This window comes from Myroides sp. C4067, assembly GCF_038039665.1.
Classification (GTDB): Bacteria; Bacteroidota; Bacteroidia; order Flavobacteriales; family Flavobacteriaceae; genus Flavobacterium; species Flavobacterium odoratimimum.
On record NZ_JBBPHJ010000023.1, the window covers coordinates 18,610 to 42,989 of the forward strand.

Annotated in this window: 25 protein-coding genes; 12 read left to right on the plus strand and 13 right to left on the minus strand. The window is 34.8% G+C overall.

What is annotated here, in order from left to right:
- Position 1 precedes the first annotated feature (1 nt).
- Positions 2-1,249, minus strand: a complete 1,248-nt coding sequence (locus tag AABL87_RS14160; RefSeq protein WP_006262909.1) for a DEAD/DEAH box helicase — start codon at positions 1,247-1,249, stop codon at positions 2-4.
- A 202-nt stretch (positions 1,250-1,451) separates the two neighbouring features.
- On the opposite strand from AABL87_RS14160, the gene AABL87_RS14165 reads away from it, so the two are divergent.
- Complete coding sequence (locus AABL87_RS14165; RefSeq protein ID WP_006257152.1) at positions 1,452-2,051, plus strand: hypothetical protein; 600 nt, start codon at positions 1,452-1,454, stop codon at positions 2,049-2,051.
- 481 nt (positions 2,052-2,532) lie between these two features.
- Here the strand turns inward: AABL87_RS14165 and scpA are convergent, their stop codons facing one another.
- Genes scpA through udk form a run of 4 tightly spaced genes read right to left on the minus strand, consistent with a single transcriptional unit; the run spans position 2,533 to position 7,008 of the window.
- The gene (gene scpA, locus AABL87_RS14170) at positions 2,533-4,662 is read right to left on the minus strand and encodes a methylmalonyl-CoA mutase (RefSeq protein ID WP_016649853.1); all 2,130 of its coding nucleotides are present in this window, start codon (positions 4,660-4,662) and stop codon (positions 2,533-2,535) included.
- A gap of 3 nt (positions 4,663-4,665) precedes the next feature.
- Positions 4,666-6,036 carry a methylmalonyl-CoA mutase subunit beta gene (locus AABL87_RS14175; protein WP_006257149.1) on the minus strand — a complete coding sequence of 457 codons (1,371 nt, stop codon included), beginning with the start codon at positions 6,034-6,036 and terminating at the stop codon, positions 4,666-4,668.
- Between the two features lie 22 nt (positions 6,037-6,058).
- Positions 6,059-6,382, minus strand: coding sequence for an FtsB family cell division protein (locus AABL87_RS14180; RefSeq protein ID WP_006257148.1), 324 nt, complete (start codon positions 6,380-6,382; stop codon positions 6,059-6,061).
- A gap of 17 nt (positions 6,383-6,399) precedes the next feature.
- The gene (gene udk, locus AABL87_RS14185; protein ID WP_006257147.1) at positions 6,400-7,008 is read right to left on the minus strand and encodes a uridine kinase; all 609 of its coding nucleotides are present in this window, start codon (positions 7,006-7,008) and stop codon (positions 6,400-6,402) included.
- A gap of 800 nt (positions 7,009-7,808) precedes the next feature.
- Between udk and AABL87_RS14190 the strand changes: the two genes are divergently transcribed.
- The 5 genes from AABL87_RS14190 (at position 7,809) to AABL87_RS14210 (ending at position 12,442) form a co-directional block, all read left to right on the plus strand.
- Positions 7,809-8,636, plus strand: a complete 828-nt coding sequence (locus tag AABL87_RS14190; protein ID WP_006257146.1) for a siderophore-interacting protein — start codon at positions 7,809-7,811, stop codon at positions 8,634-8,636.
- A gap of 47 nt (positions 8,637-8,683) precedes the next feature.
- Positions 8,684-9,148 carry a hypothetical protein gene (locus AABL87_RS14195; protein WP_244154047.1) on the plus strand — a complete coding sequence of 155 codons (465 nt, stop codon included), beginning with the start codon at positions 8,684-8,686 and terminating at the stop codon, positions 9,146-9,148.
- Between the two features lie 475 nt (positions 9,149-9,623).
- A complete protein-coding gene (locus AABL87_RS14200; protein ID WP_006260611.1) occupies positions 9,624-10,943 on the plus strand; it encodes an aspartate kinase in 1,320 nt (439 codons plus the stop codon).
- A gap of 12 nt (positions 10,944-10,955) precedes the next feature.
- Entirely contained in the window at positions 10,956-12,122 is a 1,167-nt protein-coding gene (gene lysA / locus AABL87_RS14205) for a diaminopimelate decarboxylase (RefSeq protein WP_006257143.1), read from the plus strand.
- 83 nt (positions 12,123-12,205) lie between these two features.
- Entirely contained in the window at positions 12,206-12,442 is a 237-nt protein-coding gene (locus tag AABL87_RS14210) for a hypothetical protein (RefSeq protein ID WP_006257142.1), read from the plus strand.
- Between the two features lie 79 nt (positions 12,443-12,521).
- On the opposite strand, the gene AABL87_RS14215 is transcribed toward AABL87_RS14210, so the two are convergent.
- Both AABL87_RS14215 and AABL87_RS14220 read right to left on the minus strand, forming a co-directional pair.
- The gene (locus AABL87_RS14215; protein WP_006257141.1) at positions 12,522-13,001 is read right to left on the minus strand and encodes a hypothetical protein; all 480 of its coding nucleotides are present in this window, start codon (positions 12,999-13,001) and stop codon (positions 12,522-12,524) included.
- Positions 13,002-13,151: 150 nt separating this feature from the next.
- Positions 13,152-14,387, minus strand: a complete 1,236-nt coding sequence (locus AABL87_RS14220) for a porin (RefSeq protein ID WP_006266416.1) — start codon at positions 14,385-14,387, stop codon at positions 13,152-13,154.
- 121 nt (positions 14,388-14,508) lie between these two features.
- Here AABL87_RS14220 and prmA point away from each other — a divergent pair, with 121 nt between their 5' ends.
- Together prmA and AABL87_RS14230 are read left to right on the plus strand one after the other, a co-directional pair.
- Entirely contained in the window at positions 14,509-15,342 is an 834-nt protein-coding gene (prmA, locus tag AABL87_RS14225) for a 50S ribosomal protein L11 methyltransferase (protein WP_006257139.1), read from the plus strand.
- Between the two features lie 24 nt (positions 15,343-15,366).
- On the plus strand, positions 15,367-15,642 hold the full coding sequence (locus tag AABL87_RS14230; protein WP_006257138.1) for an ATP-dependent Clp protease adaptor ClpS: 276 nt from the start codon (positions 15,367-15,369) through the stop codon (positions 15,640-15,642).
- 90 nt (positions 15,643-15,732) lie between these two features.
- Here the strand turns inward: AABL87_RS14230 and prfH are convergent, their stop codons facing one another.
- Both prfH and AABL87_RS14240 read right to left on the minus strand, forming a co-directional pair.
- Positions 15,733-16,353: a peptide chain release factor H gene (gene prfH / locus AABL87_RS14235; protein ID WP_006266417.1), complete on the minus strand. Its 621-nt coding sequence runs from the start codon at positions 16,351-16,353 to the stop codon at positions 15,733-15,735.
- 2 nt (positions 16,354-16,355) lie between these two features.
- The gene (locus AABL87_RS14240) at positions 16,356-17,747 is read right to left on the minus strand and encodes an RtcB family protein (RefSeq protein ID WP_006262921.1); all 1,392 of its coding nucleotides are present in this window, start codon (positions 17,745-17,747) and stop codon (positions 16,356-16,358) included.
- A gap of 765 nt (positions 17,748-18,512) precedes the next feature.
- On the opposite strand from AABL87_RS14240, the gene AABL87_RS14245 reads away from it, so the two are divergent.
- Positions 18,513-19,265, plus strand: a complete 753-nt coding sequence (locus AABL87_RS14245) for a hypothetical protein (protein WP_006257135.1) — start codon at positions 18,513-18,515, stop codon at positions 19,263-19,265.
- 76 nt (positions 19,266-19,341) lie between these two features.
- On the opposite strand, the gene AABL87_RS14250 is transcribed toward AABL87_RS14245, so the two are convergent.
- Together AABL87_RS14250 and pyrE are read right to left on the minus strand one after the other, a co-directional pair.
- Positions 19,342-19,734, minus strand: a complete 393-nt coding sequence (locus tag AABL87_RS14250; RefSeq protein ID WP_006257134.1) for a hypothetical protein — start codon at positions 19,732-19,734, stop codon at positions 19,342-19,344.
- A gap of 23 nt (positions 19,735-19,757) precedes the next feature.
- Entirely contained in the window at positions 19,758-20,399 is a 642-nt protein-coding gene (gene pyrE / locus AABL87_RS14255) for an orotate phosphoribosyltransferase (RefSeq protein WP_006257133.1), read from the minus strand.
- Between the two features lie 7 nt (positions 20,400-20,406).
- On the opposite strand from pyrE, the gene AABL87_RS14260 reads away from it, so the two are divergent.
- Complete coding sequence (locus tag AABL87_RS14260; RefSeq protein WP_006257132.1) at positions 20,407-21,015, plus strand: NUDIX hydrolase; 609 nt, start codon at positions 20,407-20,409, stop codon at positions 21,013-21,015.
- A gap of 55 nt (positions 21,016-21,070) precedes the next feature.
- Here AABL87_RS14260 and coaD read toward each other — a convergent pair whose 3' ends face one another.
- Together coaD and AABL87_RS14270 are read right to left on the minus strand one after the other, a co-directional pair.
- Positions 21,071-21,523 carry a pantetheine-phosphate adenylyltransferase gene (gene coaD / locus AABL87_RS14265; RefSeq protein WP_006260618.1) on the minus strand — a complete coding sequence of 151 codons (453 nt, stop codon included), beginning with the start codon at positions 21,521-21,523 and terminating at the stop codon, positions 21,071-21,073.
- Between the two features lie 11 nt (positions 21,524-21,534).
- Positions 21,535-22,515: a D-alanine--D-alanine ligase gene (locus AABL87_RS14270; RefSeq protein WP_006266420.1), complete on the minus strand. Its 981-nt coding sequence runs from the start codon at positions 22,513-22,515 to the stop codon at positions 21,535-21,537.
- Between the two features lie 124 nt (positions 22,516-22,639).
- On the opposite strand from AABL87_RS14270, the gene AABL87_RS14275 reads away from it, so the two are divergent.
- Both AABL87_RS14275 and AABL87_RS14280 read left to right on the plus strand, forming a co-directional pair.
- Positions 22,640-23,275 carry a PASTA domain-containing protein gene (locus AABL87_RS14275; RefSeq protein WP_006257129.1) on the plus strand — a complete coding sequence of 212 codons (636 nt, stop codon included), beginning with the start codon at positions 22,640-22,642 and terminating at the stop codon, positions 23,273-23,275.
- Positions 23,276-23,293: 18 nt separating this feature from the next.
- Positions 23,294-24,349 (plus strand): RluA family pseudouridine synthase, encoded by a 1,056-nt coding sequence (locus tag AABL87_RS14280; protein ID WP_006257128.1) that lies wholly within the window; start codon positions 23,294-23,296, stop codon positions 24,347-24,349.
- The last annotated feature ends 31 nt before the right edge of the window (positions 24,350-24,380 follow it).

Genomic DNA, 24,380 nt, shown 5'->3' on the forward strand with positions numbered 1-24,380 from the left:
ACTAATACCAACGTTTTTTATTCTTTTTAGAGTTTTCTGATTTACGAGAATTGTTTTGTCCAGGTTTTTTTCTGTAATCTTTTTTAGGAGTTTGACCATCTTTAGTGGTAGTCTCTTTCCAAGGGAAAGGATGATCCGTAACAATCTTTGGTTGTAATCTACCGAACTTACAAATAGCCTCCCAATAAGTCTTCTCAGATTTATCACAGAAAGAGATAGCTACTCCATCATTACCAGCTCTACCAGTACGCCCGATACGGTGTACAAAGGTTTCTGGGATATTCGGTAAGTCGTAGTTAATTACAACAGGTAGATTATCTATATCGATACCACGAGCAGCTATATCAGTAGCTACTAGTACTTTTGTTTCTTTGTTTTTAAAGCTATCTAAAGCAGCTTGTCTAGCTGTTTGTGACATATCTCCATGGAATGGCTCTGCATTGACGCCATTCTTTTTAAGTGATTCTACTACAGTATCAGCACCTGCCTTTGTACGAGTAAATACCAGTACATCAGATAACTTTTCGTTACGGATGATATGGTATAATAGCTTTTTCTTGTCTCCTTTCTCTACGAAGTATACTTTTTGTTTAACAGATTGTGCCGTTGAAGAGATAGGATCTACTGCTACATATTCTGGTTTTTGTAAGAATTCATGAGCTAACTCTCTAATAGGGAGTGGCATCGTAGCAGAAAATAATAAGGTTTGTCTATTAGAAGGAGTAAGTTGTATTAACTTTTTGACATCATCAATGAACCCCATATCTAACATTAAGTCAGCTTCATCTAATACTAAGAAGTGTAGATGATCTAAGTCTAAATGTTTTTGTTTGTATAGATCTAATAATCGACCAGGAGTACCAATGATAACATCTGCTCCTTTGTTTAATTGTTCTATTTGAGGTTTGATAGACATACCCCCGTATAGTGTAATATAAGTCACATTTGTATACTTAGCATACTTTTCGAAGTTATCACCTATCTGAACAGCTAGTTCACGAGTAGGAGTTACGATCAGTACTTTAGCTTTCTTTGCTTTTTTAGTATTTCCAAGTTTGTGTAAATAGTGAATAATAGGCATTGCAAAGGCAGCTGTTTTACCTGTACCAGTTTGTGCACATCCTATCAAATCCTTTTCAGCTAAGATAAAAGGGATTGCTTTTTGTTGAATAGGAGTAGGTTCTTTGTAACCTAGCTCATCTATGGCACGTAATATATTCTTATTTAATTGTAAGTCTTCGAATGTCATATACTTCATCTATTTATGAATACAAAGGTACTTTATTTTATTTTTATTACACGAAGTGCTATTGATAAGCTTTTTTCTTTTTGTATTGTATGTAGAGGAATGCTCTTTATTGTCAGTATGTATAGTAACTAGTCTATTTTCTAAGCATCTATTTTTCGTATTAATAAAAAAATGATTAAATTGTAATGTAAATTACTTTATTATGGTCAGACAACTTGAAAAAATATACTATCCTGCAGCAATTATTATGATTGTCATAGTTATATATGCAGCTATTCAGGATATGATTTATCTATTATTATTTATACCTGTATTACTACTTTTAGCAATGATTAAGGTCTACACCACTAATCAGCGTTTAAAATATGCAGGGATAACCACAACAGCTAAAATAGTACAATATGAATCATACCTAAACTTCGATGAAGACCTAGCTACTAGCCGTAGAGGAGATGTGAAAAAAGAGATTCTTATCGTAGAGTTCACTACTAAAGACAACAAAATAGTGCGTGGTAAACCTATGCAGTATAAATTGAATAAACCAGAACTAGAAGATACTGACTTCGAGTACCCTTATAATGAAAAATACATAGCTCTACGAGACTATAACCCTGTAGGAGAAGAGTTCGATATTACTTACGATAGAGATAGACCTGATACTTTTACAGCAAAACAGTTTGTAATGGAAGATTTAGGATGGATGCTTAAGTTTATCTATATCTTAAGTGTTATCGTAGTGATATGCTTAGTATCTGTATTGATAGAATATAATGTAGTAGATACTATAAAAGGCCTTTTCTAAAGAAGATAATCAGGGAGACAATCTATTAGTACTGTAAAGTCTAACTACTAGTATTATATTTATTTTATGAAAGACTTATTCTACGCTGTAGTTTATGTACTATTATTCTACTTCCTTGTTATCGTTAGTTTTATACTTGGTCTTAGTGTCTTTGTTGAGGCATCAGGTATACTTTTTTGTTTATTGCTTACATTAGTGGTAAGTGTTGTTATTCTAACCCTATATAAACTTAACAAAAAGTACCTCGTTTATAGTCTGGCAAAAGTATCAATGAAAAAAAGATGGTTGTGGATAGCTGTATTATTATCTCCATTTATAGTTGCAATTATTTTGGCTATAATACAGTATAAAATTTTAGTCATACTGATATATACAAGTCCATTGTTTATCACGAATATAGTTTTTATTCGGATGAATTATAAAAAAGTAAAAGCTCTTCAGAATCACTGAAGAGCTTTTACTTTTTATAACCATATGATGATTACATATCATTACCTAATAGTATTTCTAACATTGTAATTGCTGCATCACTGATTTTAGTACCAGGGCCAAATACAGCTACTGCGCCAGCATCGAATAAGAATTGGTAATCTTGAGCAGGAATAACCCCACCTACGATAACCATAATATCATCTCTACCGTATTTCTTTAACTCCTCTATTACTTGAGGAACTAACGTTTTATGACCTGCAGCTAGAGAAGAAACTCCTAATGCGTGTACATCATTTTCTACAGCTTGTTTAGCAGCTTCTGCAGGCGTTTGGAATAACGGACCTATATCCACATCAAATCCAACGTCAGCATAACCAGTAGCAACTACCTTAGCTCCACGGTCATGACCATCTTGCCCCATCTTCGCAATCATAATACGAGGACGACGACCTTCTACTTCAGCGAATTTATCAGCTAGTTCACGAGCTTTCTTAAAGCTCTTATCATCTTTTATTTCTTTGCTATACACACCACTTACAGATTGGATTTGTGCTTTAAATCTTCCGAATACGCTTTCTAACGCGTCACTTATCTCTCCTAATGTAGCTCTATGTGTAGCAGCTTCTACTGCTAGAGCTAGTAGGTTACCTTCTCCAGTCTTAGCTGATTGTGTTAATGCAGCTAGTGCTTCAGCTACTTTAGTATTATCACGAGTAGCTTTAATATGGTTTAGACGATCTATCTGAGCCTTGCGCACAGTCTGATTATCTACTTCCAAGATATGTAATGGATCTTCTTTTTCAAGACGATACTTATTTACTCCTACGATAACATCTTGTCCACTATCAATACGAGCTTGTTTACGAGCAGCTGCTTCTTCTATACGAAGTTTAGGAATACCTGCTTCGATAGCCTTAGTCATCCCACCTAACTCTTCTACTTCTTCTATCAGCGCCCACGCTTTCTCAGCGATCTCTTGTGTAAGACTCTCTACATAATAACTACCTGCCCAAGGATCTACTGTTTTACATATTTTAGTCTCTTCTTGTAAGAATATCTGTGTATTACGAGCAATACGCGCAGAGAAATCTGTTGGTAAGGCGATAGCCTCATCTAGCGCATTCGTGTGTAGAGACTGTGTCCCACCGAACGCAGCCGCAGCAGCTTCTATAGCAGTACGAGCCACATTGTTAAACGGGTCTTGCTCTGTAAGACTCCATCCAGAGGTCTGACAGTGTGTACGCAGAGCTAGTGATTTATCAGATTTAGGTTCGAACTGTTTTAGCAACTTAGCCCATAGCATACGACCTGCACGCATCTTAGCGATTTCCATGAAGTGGTTCATTCCTATCGCCCAGAAGAATGACAGTCGAGGAGCGAAGTCATCTATCTTCATACCAGCATTAAGTCCAGTACGGATATATTCTAGTCCATCTGCCAAGGTATAAGCTAACTCAATATCTGCTGTAGCACCTGCCTCTTGCATATGATATCCAGAGATAGAGATAGAGTTAAACTTCGGCATATGAGTACTCGTGTAGTCAAAGATGTCAGCGATGATCTTCATAGAAGGAGTAGGAGGGTAGATATATGTATTACGCACCATAAACTCTTTTAGAATATCATTCTGTATCGTACCTGACAATAGTCTCTTATCTACTCCTTGTTCCATAGCAGCTACAATGTAGAAAGCCAGAACAGGAAGCACAGCTCCGTTCATCGTCATAGATACAGACATCTCACCTAGAGGTATCTGATCGAATAAGATCTTCATATCCTCTACGCTATCTATCGCTACTCCAGCTTTACCTACATCACCTACTACGCGCTCGTGATCCGAGTCATACCCACGGTGAGTAGCTAAGTCGAAGGCTACAGATAGTCCTTTTTGTCCAGCAGCCAAGTTACGTCTGTAGAATGCATTACTCTCTTCCGCAGTAGAGAATCCCGCATACTGACGTATAGTCCATGGGCGGCGTACGTACATGGTAGCATAAGGACCACGTAAGTTAGGCGCAAACCCTGCTCCGAAGCCTATGTGTTCTACTTTATCTAAGTCAGCTTCACTGTAGACTTTATTTATATCGATACCTTCAGCAGTAGTGAAGTCAGATGCTTCTGACTGTGTTCTCACTGTTGAGGTATTTATAGTCAAATGTTGTAAGTCCTTTCTTTTCATGCCTTATTGTTTAGTTGATTTTTCTTCCTCTAATCTATTTTGTTCATAGCTTTCTGCCAGTCGTTTCTCTATAATCGGAACGATAAGCGTCTTACGAGGATTCTGTTTAACAAAAGGGAATAACTCAAGGTCGTGACTCATCACATCTTGAGGATTAGGATACTTATTAGTACCTAATAGGACTTCTTTACCATTGTTGAAAAGCTCTTGTTCTTTTTGAGCACTTTCATTTATTTTTTTCTGGATTGTTCCTTCGATTAGAGAAGTGATTAATCCATCTGCTTTTTCTATTGATTTAAACAGCTCTAATGCTTTCTCAGCTAATTGAGCAGTAAGTGATTCGATATAGTATGCCCCTTCAGCAGGATTGTCCACTGCATCGAAATAACTTTCTTGTTTTAAGATTAAGAGTTGGTTACGAGATATACGATCTCCGAATTCATTCTCTTTGTGATAGATAGCATCATAAGCTAAGTTACTAATCAAGTCAGCACCTCCTAATACAGCACTCATACACTCCGTAGTAGTACGTAGCATATTCACATTATAGTCATATAATGTTTTGTTTCGTTTAGTAGGGATAGCGATGATGTGTATCTTCGCATCTGTGTTGTATTCTTTAGTTACTAGCTCTGCTAGTAAGCGAAGTGCACGTAGTTTTGCTATTTCGAAGAAATAGTTGGTTCCTACAGCTGTTTCTATATAAATAGGAGTATTCTTTAGCTCTACTCTGTTGAGGTACTCATTTAGATGAGCTAGTGCGTATGCTAACTGCTGCGTCATATTAGCACCAGCATTTTGGTACACAGTAGCATCCACATGAATAGCTACATTATTAGCTATACCTACACATTCATTTAGATTACTTAGGTCGCTGTTCAGGTTAGTGTACCAGTTACCATCAGTTGTTAGTTGGTGTATAGGGTCTAATAAGATTGTTATCTGATATCCATTGCTAGTAGCATAGGTAGATAACTTTCTAGTATATGCAGTATCTAGGAAGTTAAATACGAAGAAGTATTGGTGCGTTTTTGGTAGTGCAGTTAATAATTCTGTAGCATCTATAGAAGGATTGTCTATCGTGAAGTAGATCACTTCAGCTCCTCTATTAAGTGTATCAAGCGTCTTTGCTATCGATCTCTCAATATCAAAAACGTATACCCTCTGTACAATGTTAAAATGAGAGGTACTAGTCTGTACAGGAATCGGACGGTGATCAGCATCATTGTGATAGAATGGCTTTACCTTAATTCCCTCTAAACTTTCCCAAACAAGTGTTTCATTGTAGTCAGCGCCTTTTAACTCAAACTGTATTTGGTTTTTCCACGCCTTAGAAGAAACTTTTTCAAATTCTTCGAATAATTGGTTAGTCATAATTTTTGGTTGGTAGTGAAACTTATTGTGCAGACAGTGTGTCAAACTCTATAATAAAGACATCTTCATTCTCCCGCTTCATATAATAATTTTCACGAGCATATTTTTCTGTAGCGTCTCCACTTTTTAGACCTTTGATAGCCTGTCTATCTTTTGCTATTTCGTTTTCGAAGTACTTCTTATTGTCCTCCAGCTTGTTAATCTCTTGATCTATAACCCGCTGTTCTAATAAAGAAGAACTGTCAAAAAATATTATCCAAATTACAAATAAAAGACCTACTAAAAAAAAAGGATTTTTTAGTAGGCTTACATATTTATAATTTTTTAGGGTCTCAACTATTTTCATAGCCTAAAGATAGTAAATTAACCGATTTTTTCATTAATAACTGTACGAACAATATCGATAGCAACAGTATTATAGGTATCATTAGGGATAATGATGTCTGCGAATGCCTTAGAAGGCTCGATAAACTGGTCGTGCATCGGCTTTAAAGTTGTTTGATATCTGTTTACCACTTCCATCATATCTCTACCTCTATCAGCTATATCTCTCTTTAATCTTCTAATCAGACGCTCATCAGAATCTGCGTGAACGAATATCTTAATGTCACACATATCGCGTAGCTCTGGATGACATAGAATAAGAATACCTTCTACGATCATTACTTTACGAGGGTGAGTTAAGATATAATCATCAGTACGATTGTGTTTCACGAACGAGTAAACAGGTTGGTTAATACTGTTTCCTTCTTTTAATTCTTTTAGGTGTTTTACCAATAATTCAAAGTCAATTGAACGAGGGTGGTCAAAGTTAATTAACGTTCTTTCTTCTAACGAAAGATTATCAGTCGCCTTGTAGTATGAATCCTGTGATATAACTCCAACTTCGGTTTCCGGTAGTTCATTTATAATTTGTTGAACTACTGTAGTTTTACCACTTCCAGTACCTCCTGCAATTCCTATAATAAGCATGTTATAATATATTTTTAGCAAAAGTATAAATTAATAATCTTGCATAGAAACATTTTTTATCGATTCACTGTTTTTTGGCTTTTATTATCAAAAGTTTAATAAGCTTCTATATGCTGATTCAGACTCCTTATATTGAGCTGTATTTTAAAAAAGGATTGTTGTTTTTTTGTTTTTAATTCCTTTTTGAGCTTTAAAATCTTCTTTTTATAGAATGTATACCCTCTTTTTTTTCTAAAAAGTAGTTTTTAGTGGTCAATATGATTGTTTTTCAAAATAAATGATATGCTTTTTTTTAAGTATATATTTTGTTAATTAATTGATTTATAGTTGCTTGCTTTGTTTTTGTGTTTTTTTACTGTATTGATTATATGTTGCTTACCCCTTGTAAAATATAGGGTTGTATAGAAATTGCTCGACAATACATGGACAATAAGCCGAGTTTAGTGGAGCTGAGGTATTGTTTGTCGAAGGAGTGATCTTTTAGTATCCAAGTATTCTCCTCTAAGGATTATATAAAGGATACGAAATGGAAAATAGAAGTAATTATAAGGTAGTATAGTAATGTCATTAAGGATAGTGATAGAGAAAAAGAAGAATAGATCAGAAGGAGAGTTAGCGTATATACTGAGGTAAGTAATAATAGGAGGATACTACTAGTGCTTCTAGATTAGAACGAATTGGACAATAAGAGGGTAGTATTGGATAAAATACTGATTTAACTAGTTGTTTATATTGAATCTAAATAAAAAAGCTATATTTGTGTGATTTAAAGAAATAGAACCAAAGAATAAAACAACAATATGGCAAAGAAAGGTAACATACAGCGCAAAGTATTTACATTAAAGAATAGAGAGTATATCACGCCACATTATATACGTATTACATTAAGTGGTAATGATGTAGCAGATTTTAAGAATACAACGATAGGGGTAAATAATAAGATATTTATCGCTCCAGAAGGATGTGCTGAGGTACACTTACCAGAGTTTGACTTCGAGAAAGGGGCATGGAAGCCTCAAGAGGAATCAATCAAACCTTATGTACGTACTTATACACATAGAGGGATAGATTTAGAAAAAAATGAGTTATACATAGATTTCGTAGCACATGGTGATGAAGGGCCAGCTTCTAACTGGGCTATTAATGCTGAGATCGGTGATCCGCTAGGTGTAGCTATGGGATGTGATCCTAGTGAGTTATATCCTGAGGCAGCATGGTATATACTAGTAGGAGATGGTACAGCTATACCTGTATTAGGAGCTATATTAGAGTCTCTACCTGTAGATGCTAGAGTGAATGCTGTGATAGAGGTAGAAAGTGCAGAGGATATACAAGAATTACCTACTCATGCAGAGTCTAAAATCGAATGGCTGATCAACCCTACTTCGGGGCAAAACTCTGAATTAGCGAAGAGAGCAAAAGAAATCATAACAGAGCACAGTGATGAGATGTCTAAGTTCGGATATGTAGCGGCTGAGTTTGATACAGTAAAAGAATTGAGAAACTACCTTCGAAAAGAATTAAACTGGACAAAGGATGAGTTGTACGCTTATTCTTATTGGAAGTTTGGTAAGGCAGAGTCTGCTTCTGAAGCTGACCGTAGAGCTGAAAAAGCGAGCCTAGAATAATCAATTTCTGATAGAAATACTTCATCTTTGTTGTCTTAAAAAATAGAATGATGAAAAGAAGTGTTGTGGTAATATTAACCGCTTTATTAGGCGTGTTTTTCTCACAGTGTAAGGATAGTAAAGAAGTAGAGCAAACTATAGAAGTGCCTACTCCAACAGAACAAGGTAGTATAACTCCTACTGAAGAAGGAGTAGAGGAGAAAGAGGTGCTATATGGTACTTATGCAGGAAAGTTTCCTTGGACAGAAGAAGGAGAAGATATGGAGGTACTCCAAGTATCTGCTCAGATTAAAGAAGGTAATAAGTATGTCTATAGAGTCATTAGCTCTACAGGTACACATCATGAAGAAGGAGAGTGGGAGCTAGAGCAGGATAGGCTGTACCTGAGAGAAGATGAGTATAGTGCTGCACATGCGTTCTTAGTAAAAGAAGGCAAATTATACTTTCTAGATAGTGAAGGAGATGTGGTGAATGAGCATGAATCTGGAGATTATATATTAGTGAAGAAATAAAATAGTTTTCCATAAATTGAACAAAAAGAGATGATACGATATTGTTGTATTGTCTCTTTTTTTTGTTTTAAAGAGGACACTACTTTATTAACTAAGAGTAAGGTTATTCTTTTTAGTTATCTCTTATATGAGAATAGAGAAGAGATATTATGGTAAGATTTTTTAAAACATATGGGATTAAGCTTTACAGTTTATTTAAAAAAGTTGTTTTAAAGTATTGGTTATTAAATAAAGTGTTTATATTTGTCCCAAATCAATGAAGAAAATGTTTATATCAATTATAAAGAAGGGAAAGAAACAGTACTTACGTCCGACGTCGTGAGCAGCTTTCCTATGGATATGAATTAAAGATATACTAAAGGGGCTTGTCATCACGACAAGCCCCTTTTTTTGGTTTATGGTCAGAGGGTATTACAGAATAGTATAGTTTTTGATCTGAGTAAAGAGAATACATTTAATAACAAATTAATTTTATATGAAAGTTTTAAAATTTGGAGGTACTTCAGTAGGAAGCCCAGAAAGGATGCAACAGTTGTTGCCGATTATTCATTCGCAGCAAAGCGATCGTCATTTAGTAGTCTTATCTGCTGTGTCAGGTACTACTAATGCCTTAGTAGGAATAGCAGAAGCGTATACTAATGGCAAAAAGGAGGATGCAAAGAAACAAATCGATAACCTATATGCTACTTATAAAACTTTCATAAAGCAATTATTTAAAACAGAGGAGGGTCTGCGGATGGCGACAGAAGTGATAGATCACCACTTTAATTTGTTAGAGTCTTTTAGCAATGATCTATTTACTGCCATAGAAGAAAGAATAGCATTAGCACAAGGAGAGTTACTATCTACTACGCTATTTCACTTTTACTTAAAAGAGATTGGGGTAAGCTCTGTATTACTTCCAGCACTTGATTTTATGCGTATCGATGAAGAACAAGAACCTAATCTTGACTATATCCGTACTCAAGCAAGTGCTCTATTAGCACAGTATCCTAAAGATACCTTATTTATTACACAAGGGTATATCTGTCGCAATGCTTTTGGGGAGATTGACAACCTAAGAAGAGGTGGGTCTGACTATACAGCTTCTCTAATAGGGGCAGTGTTACAAGCAGAAGAGATACAGATCTGGACAGATATAGATGGATTCCATAATAACGATCCTCGTTATGTACCGAATACCAAGCCTATTGCTAATCTGAGCTTTGATGAGGCAGCAGAGTTGGCTTATTTTGGAGCAAAGATTTTACACCCACAGAGTGTATTCCCTGCGAAGAGATTTAATGTGCCTGTACGATTATTAGATACGATGGAGTTAAGTGCACCAGGTACTTTAATCTCAGATAATTGTCAGAACGATGATCAGATTGTAGCGATAGCAGCTAAGGATGGTATTACGGCTATACGTATTCACTCTTCGCGTATGTTATTAGCATACGGATTTTTAAGAAGAGTATTCGAAGTATTCGAAAGATATAAAACGCCGATAGATATGATCACTACGTCTGAGGTAGCTGTATCACTAACCATAGATAATACGCAGTATCTAAAAGAGATCATAGAAGAGCTAAACTTCTTCGGTCATGTAGAGGTAGATACAGATCAGGCTATCATCTGTATCGTAGGAGATTTTAGAAATAATAAATTAGGACATGCTACTATTGTCTCTGAAGCAGTGAAGCACTTGCCTATCCGTATGATATCGTATGGTGGAAGTGAGCATAATATTTCTATTTTAGTTCCAGCTAGTCAGAAGTTAGAAGCATTGAGATCATTACACAGTAGATTATTTTAAACAAGGAATAGGATGACAAGAGAGATAATACAAGAATTAGAAGGAGTAGAGACTCCTTTATATTACTACGATTTACCACTTTTAAGAGAAACACTATCTGTCGCTAAGAGTGCAGCAGATCGTTTTGGTTATCATATTCACTATGCTATAAAGGCTAATAATAATCCGCGTATCTTAAGAGAGATTAGTGCTCACGGCTTCGGTGCAGACTGTGTGAGTGGGCTAGAGATAGAGCGCTCCATAGCAGAAGGCTTCTCTCCATCAGATATCGTGTTCGCAGGAGTAGGTAAGACTGATAGAGAGATATTAATCGGGTTAGAGAATCAGATTATGTCGTTTAATGTAGAGTCTGTACAAGAGTTACAAGTGATAGGTAATTTGGCTACTAAGCATCAGCTAAAAGGGCGTATCGCTTTGCGTATAAACCCTAATGTCGATGCAAAGACCCATCACTATATCACTACGGGATTAGATGAGAATAAGTTTGGTATCATGATGCATGAGTTAATGAACTGTATCGAGATCATCAATAAGAATGAATATTTAGAATTAATAGGATTGCACTTCCATGTGGGATCGCAGATCACAGACCTGAATGTGTTCAAACGTCTATGTCTAAAAGTAAATGAGTGGAATACTTGGTTCTATGAGAGAGGACATGATGTACCTGTGTTAAACTTAGGTGGAGGATTAGGGATTAATTACAGCGAACCTGATGAAGAAGCTATTGTTAACTTTTCTAATTTCTTCTATTTGTTCCACGAGTTTTTAGACGTGAGACCACATCAACAAATTCACTTTGAACTAGGGCGTTCTATCATTGCGAATAGTGGGACTCTGATCAGTAGAGTGTTATATATAAAGGAAGGACTGAAGAAGAACTTTGCTATTCTAGATGCAGGTATGACAGAGTTGTTAAGACCTGCCTTATACCAAGCGTATCACAAGGTAGAATTACTATCTGATAAATATGCGGATGAGGTGACTAACGAAACAGAAGTGAAGTATGATGTAGTAGGGCCGATCTGTGAGAGTAGTGACTGTTTTGGCAAAGATGTTTTACTTCCAAAATTAAAAAGAGGAGACCTAATCGCTATTCGTTCTGCAGGAGCTTATGGAGAGGTGATGTCATCGCGTTATAACTTGAGACAAGAGTTAGAATATTTTTTCAAAGAATAACATTAAAATAGTTTCATATTAAGAATAGTTTGTTAAATTTGAGTTCGAACAATAGAAAGTTATAAATTTAAAAAAGAGTAATAATGACATTAGGAGACATTGATGTAGCAGGAGAAATAATTGATTTAAATTTTCAATTATTAAGAACACAGATTTTATTAGAAGAAGTTTTAAAGCACAATGCAGAAACAATGAAATTGCCTTCACCAGAAGCAATGAATGAAATCAATGAGTTCGCTTTGAAATCTATTCAACAAAAATTCCCAAATATGAATATTGGAAGAAAAGAAGACGAGCCTCAAGCAGAGCAAGCTGAATAAGCTAAATAATACAAAAAAAGTCATACTAGATAGTATGACTTTTTTATTATAGTTAATTGAGGTAATGTATGTCTATATATTATAAGCAGTAATCAGCTCCCCAGTCTTGGTGACCTCTGTCTTTCCAGCATTGGTAACTTTCTTTAATACCAAGTACTCTAAAAGTGTCTTTTTTCTTCTCCACAGTCATGATTACTTTCAAAGCTTTTAACGAATCATCATTGATCCCATCTTCTAATAAAGAAAGGGTAAATTTATTAGGATCTGTTGTCGTTGCTTTCGTGATGATATAAGTGTAATTGCCTTCTGCAGCCATATCTTCTGGTGCATATTCTTGCATGATCTTTTCGATAGAGTTTAAATTCTGCTCTATAATAGTCTTATTCAGAGTGTTGATTTCACTCTGTTCGATTATTCTAAACTCTCTATCTTCTGCTGTCATAGAAGTCAATAAATTCGGTTGATCTACAGGAGCATTGCCTGCAGTAGCACTATTATTTCCACAACCCATAGAAATGAAAGCAAAAATAAAACCTACTACAACGATAATCTTTTTCATACTTATTTAATTTTAGCTTTGAATTATGTTTCAAAAGTAAACAATAAGAACTTAAAGTTTGGTTATAGTAGGTTTGATAAATTACTAAATAATAGTTAATTATTTAGAGGTTGTATTTTTGATAATAATAAATTATTGACATTTTTTTTATTATATTCCTATTTCGAACTGTAGTCTAAAATACCAATTGTTCTTCGTAGGACCTTGGTAGAACTTCTGTTTATCATACGTTAACTCAGCTTGTAACTTAAAAGTATGTTCCCAAAGGTATTTGTTGGCTCCTAGTGAAAACTGTGTTGTATTTGGTAAATTGAAGTCTGTGTTTTTGTGTAATTGGTCTTTCATAGTTTGAGTAGATACTCGACCTATGATTTCATAGTTGCTAGGGAAGATATAACTTAGCTGGTAGTCCATTCCTTGACCGGCAAAGATGTAGTTATATCCATCTGTAGGATCTTCAAGATTGTTTAATGACAATGCATCGTCTAAGGTTCTGTTCATATAAGATACCATACCAGCCCATCCATTATATTTAACGATACCGTCTAGCATTAATGAGTTGAATGACTTTGCTTCTCCTAGTTTATTCCCTGTTTGTCCTTGTGATTTCATTGCATTATTATTGCGATGGAAGGTACCTGATAACATTAATTTAGGAGTTGCTTCTCTAGCTAAGTCACCTTCAAAGAATGCACCATTCTTAGAGAAACTACCTAAAGGGAATAATTCTACTCTACCTGTTAATGCGTAGCTATCGCTTTCGCTCCCTGAGAAGTTACGACCTCGACCTGTAGATACGGCAGTTTTAATATTATATCCGAACTCATTCTTCTTCTCACGTAAGTAATAGGCTTGTATACCGAAGTCACGATCGATGTTGAACTTAGAGTTGTTAATAGAACGATCTGTTAACTGTAGGGCTCCTGATGAGTTAATACGCTGTCTGTTACCTGGTAGTTTAGTCTGTCCGAAGATAAAGTTCCAGTTTTCGTTAGGACGATATGTTAAGGCAGCATCACGGATGATATTAATAGGTTCATTCTCTTTGGTTGTCCCTAAATCTTTAGGAGCAAAAGAAAGCTGAATTACATATAAGAACTTAGGGCTACCTACGAAACCGTCAAGTCTTAGACGCAATCTTCTGATTTCTCCTTCATAGGTGTTTTTCTCACCATCGTTTTCATTGAAGGTTAATCTGTTCTGCATTCTGAATCGGATATTCAACTGGAAGATACTGTCTGCAGAAGTCATTCCTAGTCCTTTACCATAGCTATAGTATGGTAATTGTTCTAATTTTAATTCGTTACTAGTGGTTTCGTGCTTGATGTCTTGTGCCATTATCAGCATTGGACAAAGCAAAAAAAGACATTGTAAAAGCTTTTTCATAGTGCGTTGTATTTATTTGTGCAAAAATAACATTAGTTTTGCAATAGAAATACTTATGTTGTTACTTCAATGTAAAGATAGTGTTACCAAAAGGTTAAGGAAACAGATTTAATAAGAAATTATGGTATATATAGGTTATCATTTTAATGTAGAACCAAGAGAACTTGGTACAGAAATACTGATTGCGGAATTAGGAGAAAAGGCATTTGAGAGTTTTGAAGAGACAGCAACAGGTGTTAGTGCTTATGTTCAAAAAGATTTGTGGACAGAGGATATTTTAGAAGATGTTTTTATTTTACAGTCAGAACAGTTTACAATTACTTATAGAAAAGAAGAGATAGCTCAGGTAAACTGGAATGAGGAGTGGGAAAAGAACTTTGACCCGATCGATGTAGATGGTATATGTTATGTAAGAGCTCCATTTCATGAGAAAACAAGTGCTCAGTATGATATCGTTATAGAACCAAAGATGAGCTTCGGTACAGGACATCACGAGACTACCTTTATGATGATTCGCCAGATCTTGAATAACGATATGCAAGATAAGGTAGTGCTAGATATGGGATGTGGTACAGCTATCTTAGCGATATTAGCTGCTATGCGCGGAGCTAAGCACGTAGATGCTATCGATATCGATAACTGGTGTTATCTTAACTCTATAGAGAATGCAGAGAGAAATAACTGTGCTAACGTAGAGGTATTCGAAGGAGATGCTTCTATCATTAGTAAAGAGCCTAAGTACAATGTAATCTTAGCTAATATCAACAGAAACATCCTATTAAATGATATGGACAAGTATATTGCTAGTTTATATCAAGGAGGTGAGATTTACTTCAGTGGATTCTATACAGAAGATATTACAGCGATTAAAAATTGTGCAGAAAAGATTGGTTTAGTTTTTGAAAGTTCTTTAGAAAAGAATAATTGGGTATCTTTGAAGTTTATAAAAGGATAAAATTTCATTACTATATAATATATTATGAGTACACAAGAGCAAATTCAGGAAAATGTAGATGTATCTGAATTACTGAATGGAAACAGTGAAATTGTTTTGTATAATGACGATGTAAATACTTTTGATCATGTCATCGATACGCTTATTCGCGTGTGTGATCATACATCTGAACAAGCAGAACAATGTGCTGTATTAGTACATTATACGGGTAAATGTACGGTTAAAACTGGGGAGTTTAAGAAACTTAAATCTCAGTGTTTACAATTATTAGATGCAGGTTTAAGTGCTGAAATTATCTAATAATTATAAGGTATAGAAGCGTAACAGGACTGAGGTACTGTAGAAAATATAAAAAGGCTACTCATATCATATGAGTAGCCTTTTTTGTGATTATTTCTCTCTAAATTTTATGCCAATGAAAGTTCGAGTAGGGTTACCCCTTTCTACTTTCGTTTGGTTTAGCCACGTATTCTTTTCTTCTAGTTTGACTTCATTTAATGCCATATTCTGAAGTTTATCTAGTATTCTTTCGGTGGCTAATTTTTTGTTTTGGTGCTGAGATCTACTATCCATTGCTAGTACAGTAATGCCTGTAGGCAGATGAGTAGCTCTTACAGCCGAGCTAACTTTATTGACATTCTGTCCGCCAGCTCCAGAACTGCGTACAGCTTGGTATTGAATATCACGGTCAAGAATCGCAGGATCACTTGCTTTAGTGCTTTCAAAAATACCGATGTACCAATTCTTTCTTTTGTGTTTAGGTCTAAAGGGACTTTCGCAAATCCACTGTATTGTACCTAACCAAGTTCTCAAAAAAGTATCAACTTCTTTAGACGTTTCGACGATTTGGATAAAGACCGACGCGCCATGTGCGTCGGCTTCATCCTGTATTGGATCAACTTTAATATTGGATTTGACTGCGTCGTCTATAAAAAGTTGTGCGATCTTCTTAACGGCAAAATCACACTCTTGGGGACCTCTACCTGATGTAATCTGAATAACTGTTGCCATAATTACTTATCCATTCTTACAAATTTAGGGGTAAAGCTTCCCAATACTTTTACTAATTCGCTTTGAGCTTGCATCACTGCATTGATGTCTTTATAAGCCATTGGGGCTTCATCTACGCTACCTCCTATAAGTTGAACACCTGTAGAGCTAAGCTCTTTCTTAATCTCACTCTTGGTAAACTTCTGTTTACATGCCGCGCGTGAGTGTAGGCGTCCTGCTCCATGAGAGGCAGAGTTTAAGCTCTCTGCATTTCCCAGACCTTCGACTATATAGCCATTAGTAGTCATCGATCCAGGTATTATTCCTAATTGTCCTTCTGCAGCAGGAGTAGCTCCTTTGCGGTGAACAATTAATTCTTTGTTATTAATCACCTCTTTCCAAGCGAAGTTATGATGGTTTTCGATAGTGAAAGCTATCTGCTTACCTAATGCTTTAGCAATGCGACGGTGTATATCATCGTGACATGCCTTTGCGTAATCTCCTGCAAGATTCATGGCTAACCAATACTCTTGCCCATCATGTGTGTTGAGGTCTAACCAAGCTAAATGTTGTGCATTGCTTGGTAGAGGGCATTGTTTAGCTGCTAAATACGTATAGTGCTTAGCGATATTAGCTCCAAGACCTCTCGATCCACTATGTGAAAGAACTGCGATATATTCTCCAGGTTCTAATCTCCACTCAGGTTTAGTCTCCGTTAATCTAACGATACCAAACTCTACGAAGTGGTTACCACTACCTGATGTTCCTAATTGTTTGTATGCTTTATCTAATAAGCCTTTTACAAAAGGAATGTTTTTAAACTCTTCTCTACTGAATACTTCATGATCAGCTTTGACTTTATGTGTGTCATACATACCGAACTTGGTGTGTTCTGATAATATGTTTAACAACATATGGTCTTTTCCTTTTAGGAAGCTGGCAGGTAGATTAAAGACTGACATACTCATACGACATCCTATATCTACACCTACTCCATAAGGAATAACAGCATTGTCAGTAGCTAACACTCCTCCGATAGGTAAACCATATCCGTAATGAGCGTCAGGCATTAATGCCCCCTGTACTGCCACAGGTAATTTTAAAGCAGTGAACAGTTGGTATTTCGTCTGTTCGTCTATAGCGTCTTCTCCATAGATAGAGAATGGTACTCTATTGGTATTCAGTTGATGCTTTTTGACTTCTACTTGTTTTATCATACTCTCTGCTACTTTGCCCCAGATACCGTCTCCTATGTAAGAATCAGGATTCTTTAGTACAAGCTTAGCTTCTTCAAGTATGTTGTTTTTATTCTCTTTTTTCTTATATCTATTTACTTGCCCTAAGGCGATGTTTATTGTATTGTTTTGAGGAAAGCCTATTTTAATAAAGTCTCTCCCAGAAAGTTTCCTTCCCATGATGTAAAATTTAAATTGACTAAATGCTCAATTGTTAGTTTACAATTGATCTGTTTTTTACTGAAGATCTTTAGCATCTATCAGTCAATTCGGGTTTTAATGACGTTAAGGGTCCGGAATAAACACAAAAAAGCCCGAATTTAAATCTTCGGGCTTTTCATTTATATATAAAATTAGATATTCTAAATAAAAGTAGCACGAAGATACACCCCAGCAATCCCTGCTGATGCGAATGATGTAGAAGTATAATTTAGTACAAACATTTTCTCTTCGTTTTTAATTGTTAAACTTTATTTCAGTGCAAAGATTGTATAAAAGATTTGAATTGTGCAAGGGAAAAGAGAAAAATATTTTGTAAATAAAATATTTATAAGGTATTTAGATACTAATATCCTAAACTTGGGAGGGAGCAGCTGATACTGTGTTTTTTGTGTAAATGGTTTTAAGATAGGTTGTTAATTTAGTTTTATTTTGAAAAGTATCAATCAAGATCAGCAGCGATTACTTTGAATTTTATAAAAGCAGGAGAAGGAATAGATCAGTTCTATCCTCACTTAATAATTAATAGAGGACTTAAGAATACAAAGGATCCTAAGACAGTAAAATAGTCTATTCTATAAGAAATTAAAAAACGCTTAAAATTAATAGTATAATTTTATTTAAGACAGCAATAAGTCATTATGATTTATTGCTGTTTTTTGTATGGTCATATTTTATCAGTGATTTAAAAGTTTACCTTTGTGTATCACAAAAAAAATAAAACAAATGAAAAAGATTTATTTATTCCTTCTAGGATTGAGCTTATCACTTCAGTCATGTGTGACGAAGGAAGAAATGTACGTAAAAGATAACGGGGCGGTAGATTACACCTTTAAGATGGACTTTAAAGAGTTGTTACAAAATGTGCCTGATAAGAATGCTATTTTTAAAGGAGATGCCGAGAAGTTAGAATTGATTAGCGGACAGGAATTAAGCATAGATCAGATACTTGATTTCGCTATGTTAAAAGAAAAGAATGGAGAGCAGAAGAAAGATAGTATTATTAAAGCAAACAAAGAGTTATTTGACAATACTAAGAATGTACGCTTTATGATTAATATGAAAGACTCTTTAGCTGATTTTAATTTAAAAGTAATTGCAAAAGATATGGCAGACTTGAATCAATCACTTATAAATATCAATAAGATAACAGATAAAACAAGTGAGCTAGATAAGAAGCAAAATGGGAAGAAACAACCTCCTTTATTAGTGGAGAGTAAGTATAGCCTAGACAGTAAACAATTCGAAAGAAAGGTTAGTGTAAAAGATACTGAAGAAGCTAAGAAATCGAATGAGATGGGAGGAATGGAAGCGATGTTTACTTATGTTCTAAAAACAAGTTTTGACAAGAAGATTAAGTCTGTATCTTATGAAGATGCCGTAATCAGTAAAGATGGTAAATCTTTTGAAAAGAGATTCTCTATGTCTGATATTATAGCTAATCCTAAAGTGTTAGAATATAAAGTGGAGTTCAAATAAGAGCATAAAGATTCTATTTTGAACATCTAAAAATAAAAAGAGGAATTTACTAAGTGTAAATTCCTCTTTTTTTGTATTATAATTTATTCATATTTCCAGCTAAAGCTTCAATGAATTTACCGATAGGTCCTTTTACCATCATCGCCATCATTGGGTTAAAGCTACCTTCGAATTGAAGTTGTATTTCAGAGTTATTAGCATCTACTTCAGTAATATTTCCAGTTAATGTAAAAGGAAGTTTATCACTAGCAGCACCTAAGACAACTTTAGAGTGAGGAGTTTGATCTTTTTGTTTTAATTTAATCTCTGGCATTCCTTTTAATGCAAAGATAAAAGAATCATCTCCTGTAACTTCAAACTTAGCAATTGACTCAGGCATTAGTTTTTCAAAGTTCTTAACGTCTGTCAAAGCGTTGAAGATATATTCTGCTGATTTAGCAACAGTTACTTTTTGACTTTCTAAATTCATATATTCTAGTATTTAGGATATTATTATTGATTCCATTCAGCAGGGTTCTTTCTCCACTCTTGTAGTGTGTCTAGATCACTATCTGAAATATATTTTTGGTTTACTGCATTTTCTAATAAAGAAGAGTAGTTACTTAGTGTAGTTAGTTCTATTCCTGCATTTTTGAAGTTGTCTTCAGCTACTTGGAATTCATAAGTAAAGATAGCAGCCATACCTAGGATATTAGCTCCGTTCTCTTTTAGTGCGTCAACGGCTTGTAAGCTACTTTTACCAGTACTGATAAGATCTTCGATAACAATAACTGATTTACCAGCTTCTAATTGTCCTTCGATTTGATTTTGTCTTCCGTGTTTTTTAGGTTCAGGACGTACATATACAAAAGGCAGTTCTAAAGCTTCTGCTACTAGAAGGCCTATACCGATAGCTCCTGTAGCTACTCCTGCGATTACATCCGGTTTACCATATTTAGCTACAATGTTTTCAGCAAATTCTTTTTGTAAGAACTTTCTAATCTCTGGATAAGACAATGTGATACGGTTATCGCAATAAATAGGTGATTTCCATCCTGAAGCCCAAGTAAAAGGATTTTTAGGATTTAATTTAATTGCGTTAATTTGCAGAAGTGACTCGGCAGTTTTGTGTGCTGTTTCTTTATTAAAAATCATAATACAAATGTATAAAGTTTTTGTAAACGACAAACCATTGTTCTTAACAGATAAAATCGAGAAAGAAACCGATTTTCAACTGTTCTTATTAGATAGTGTCGATATTGACAAAATTATCATTAAATATTTTCAAAATAAAATTGAGAAGGCTTTTTTATATCATCCAGATGAAAAAGAGATCTTAAAGAAGATAAAAGAAAAGATACCAGTACAGAAAGCAGGAGGTGGAGTTGTGTTTAATCCAAAGGGAGAAATTCTTTTTATTCTTAGAGGTGGTAAGTGGGACTTACCTAAAGGAGGAATTGAGAAAGGAGAAGAAATGGAGGAAACAGCTATACGAGAGGTAGAGGAAGAAACAGGTGTGTCTAAACTTAAGATAGTGCGTAAATTGCCTAAAACGTATCATATCTTTAAAAGAAATGGTAAGTATAGATTGAAAATTACTACTTGGTATAAAATGACTTCTACTTTTGACGGACCATTAGTAGGTCAGATAGAAGAAGATATAGAACAAGTAGCTTGGTTAAATAAAGAACAAATCCGAGAGGCAATGAATAACTCTTATGAGAATATTAAGTTGCTTATAGATGAACTAGGAATATTAAAAGATGAATAATTTAAAAAGCCTATCTAAATCGATTTAGATAGGCTTTTTTAGATTCTATATTGGATTAGAATTTTACTGTAGGAGGAACTAGTTTAGAATAGTCTCCTTTATTACGGATAACATCTCTCACTATACTAGAGCTAATAAATGAAGTACTAGCAGCTGTTAGTAAAAAGACAGTTTCAATTTTTGTCAAGAAACGGTTTGTATGTGCAATTGCTTTTTCAAACTCGAAGTCAGCTGGGTTTCTTAGTCCTCTAAGAATGAACTGTGCTCCTACTTTAAAACAGAAATCAGTAGTTAATCCTTCGTAAGTAGCTACTTTAATTTTAGGCTCATCTTTAAATGTCTCTTCTATAAAGCGCTTTCTGTCTTCTAGTGAAAACATATATTTTTTATCTGAGTTTACTCCGATAGCAACAATAATCTCATCAAATAGAGGTAATGCTCTTTGGATAATATCATAGTGGCCATTTGTAATAGGGTCAAAAGAACCTGGTAAAACTGCTCTTCTCATGGTATCTAAAATTAATTTGCTTTCTGCAAAGCTAAAACAATTGCATTGTCAAACAAGTCAGCTAGGGCAATATTAGCCGCTTTTGCTTGTTGTGGTAGAATACTTTCGTTCGTTAAACCTGGTACAGTATTCATTTCTAATAAAAATGGAACTCCATCCACTATGATGAATTCACTGCGAGAGAAGCCTTGCATATTTAAAATTGTATAGACTCTACTAGCTATATCTGCTACTTTATCTTTAACTTTATCATCTATTCTAGCAGGAGTTATCTCTTGAGATTTACCTAAGTATTTTGCTTCGTAGTCAAAGAAATCGTTTTCAGAAACTATCTCTGTCATAGGTAGTACTTTTATCTCTCCTTGATAGTCAATAACCCCAACAGATACCTCAGTACCATTTAAAAAACTTTCGATTATAATCTCGTTATCTTCTTTATAAGCTACGTCTATGGCAGTAAGTAATTCTTCTGTAGTTTTTGCTTTAGATATACCAAAGCTAGAACCAGATCTATTTGGTTTCACAAAACAAGGCAATCCAACACGTTGAATAATTTCTTCAGTATTGATAACATCTCCTTCATTTAGATAATAAGAGATTGCTGTTTTAATACCAAAAGGTTTTAAGACAGAAAGCATATCTCTTTTATTCATCGTTAAAGCAGCTTGGTAATAGTCACATGAGGTATGAGGCATTCCGATAAGAGAAAAGTAAGCTTGCATTAAACCATCTTCTCCAGGAGTACCGTGTATAGCATTAAATACAACGTCAAAAGTGATTTTATTTCCTTTATAGTTTACTGAAAAGTCATTTTTATCAATAGGGAATTCATCATTGTTATCATCTACATATACCCATTTGTTTTCAAAAATATGTATAGGGTAAGGAATATATTTAGAGCGGTCTAGTGTTTCACATACTACTTTACCACTTGTCAATGAGATTTTGTATTCACTAGAATATCCCCCCATAATTACTGCTACGTGCTTCATATAGAGCTAAATTTTAATACATTAGTATGAATTACTAGTTTGTATTTGTTCAAAACAAATTTATAATAAAACATAGAAACAAAAAATGTTTTCGATTTTATATCTTTGCTCAAAATAAGTAGATATGAAATTAATGGATTTTCTAAAAAGTAGAGCCTTTTTTATTTCCTTAGCGAGTGCAGTCGTAATCGTTATACTAGGTGTGTTCTTAGCGCTTAAGTGGTTGGCACATACGACTAATCATGGAGAAAAGATAGAAGTACCAAGTTTAATTAAGTTAGATACTGATCAAGCGTTACAACTGTTGCAGAAGAATGAGTTGAACATGGTTGTATTAGATACACTTGATTATGATAAAGACTTTCCTCCGTTAAGTATTGTGGAGCAAGACCCTGCTCCGAAGACGGGTGTAAAAACGAATAGAAAGATATATGTGAAGATTAATGCATCGGGTTATGGTAATGTAAAATTGCCAAAGCTTGAAGAATTAACTTACCGTCAGGCCTTAGCGACTATTAAGTCATTAGGTTTAAAAGAAGGAACTATTACATACCAGACTTTCATTGGAAAGGATGTTGTGCTTAAAGTTTATCAAAAAGGTAAAGTCTTAAATGAAGGGGATAAAATAGCAAAAGACTCTAGAATTGACTTTGTTTTAGGAGATGGTAGAGCGGGTTACTCAGAAGAAGAGCTTGACGTAGCGCCAGCTATCGAAGATGCGAATGGCAATTCTAGTAATTCTAGTGAATTTGATTTTTAAAAGATTTAAATAAGATTAATGCAAGAAGATAATGTAGAAATGTTCGATGACTTAGAAGGTGAGTTATTTGAGCATTATAGATTTGAAGCAGGGAAAGGACAAGCTCCTTTAAGAGTGGATAAGTTTTTAATGAACTTAGTAGAGAATGCTACACGTAATAAAATACAACAAGCAGCTACTAATGGAAATATATTCGTGAATGATATACCTGTAAAATCAAATCACAAAGTAAAAGCTAATGATGTGGTGCGTGTGTTGATGAAACAACCACCATTCGAAAATATCATTATACCAGAGAATATTCCTCTTGATATAGTATATGAAGATGATTCATTATTAGTAGTGAATAAACCAGCAGGACTAGTAGTACACCCAGGACATGGTAACTATACAGGAACTCTAGTAAATGCTTTAGCATATCACTTTGAGAATTTACCCCTAAATAGTAGTGAAAGACCAGGATTAGTCCACCGTATTGATAAAGATACTAGTGGTCTGTTAGTAGTAGCAAAGACAGAATGGGCAATGACCGAACTGCAAAAGCAATTTGCAGAAAAGACATCTGAGCGTGAGTATGTCGCTATGGTATGGGGGAATGTAGAAGAAGATGAAGGTACGATAGAGAGCTATATCGGCCGTCACGTCAAAGATAGAATGCAGATGGCTGCCTTTGATGATGAGAGTATGGGGAAATGGGCTGTGACGCATTATAAAGTACTTGAGCGCTTAGGATATGTTACTTTAGTATCTTGTCGTCTAGAGACAGGTCGTACGCATCAGATACGTGTTCACATGAAACATATTGGACATACGCTGTTTAACGATGAACGTTATGGAGGTAACTTAATTCTTAAGGGAACGACATTTACCAAATATAAACAGTTTGTAGATAATTGTTTTGCTGTTTTACCTAGACAAGCTCTACATGCTAAAACACTAGGATTTACACATCCTATAACTAAAGAAAGAATGAGGTTTGACTCTGAGATACCTACAGATATGGTAGAATGTATTGAAAAATGGAGAACATACGCACAAGCTTCTAATTTTGGAAATAAAGTAGATGGATTATAGTTAATTTAAGATATCAAAGCCTCATTGTTAG